General features: G+C 53.5%; 1 protein-coding gene. It reads right to left on the reverse strand.

Going from position 1 to position 636, the window contains the following annotated elements; genetic code table 11:
* Positions 1 to 412: 412 nt before the first annotated feature.
* Positions 413 to 636 (reverse strand): hypothetical protein (locus IZU87_RS17310; protein WP_213115370.1); only part of this gene is annotated, 224 nt, incomplete at its 5' end.

The following is a 636-nucleotide window of genomic DNA, read 5'->3' on the forward strand; positions in this document are numbered from 1 at the left end:
GGCGGCGAGGGCTACCTTGGCTTTGAACTCACTGCTGTACTGTCGACGTTTCCTGCTCATGATCAAGCTCTCCTGGTCGGTCTGATCAGAGCTTAGCGCCTGGTCCGAATTCCGGGGACCACTTCACATCGTGTTGTGATGGTTCTGTCATTGACGAAAAATGATGTGCGCTTTTTTTTATCCCTGGTTTTGCCAAGAATCGCCCCTGCAGCTTTTGCTGTGGGGGCGTTTTTGTGTGGCTTGAAGCACCTCGCATAGGTTTGTCAGCGTCGGAGTTCATCAGAGGGATGCTCATTTCCATCATGTCTGGGCCGGGAGTGGCGTCATGCAAGGATATTTTCTGGGCGCAATACTGGGTTTTTTTGCGTGCGCCGCCAGGTGGAGAAAAGGGTGCTCAAGACGAGCCTTGTTGTCAGAGATCGGCTGGCTGGAGTGCTCCAGGTGCCAGAATCAGGGGTGTGAAGGCGAAATCTGGCCTGATCTTCAAAAAGCCCTTGCCCTCACGGCGGTTCGTGCGTAAAGTACGCATCCGCTGCCGGGGACGCATGGCGTTACCAGCGGTGAAAGAGGTTTGCAGGTGATTGTTTTGCTTGATGTTTTTGAAGTCCGCTTCGACATCATCGATTGACAATCCCG

The sequence above is a fragment of the Cobetia sp. MC34 genome (assembly GCF_018340035.1).
Classification (GTDB): domain Bacteria; phylum Pseudomonadota; class Gammaproteobacteria; order Pseudomonadales; family Halomonadaceae; genus Cobetia; species Cobetia amphilecti.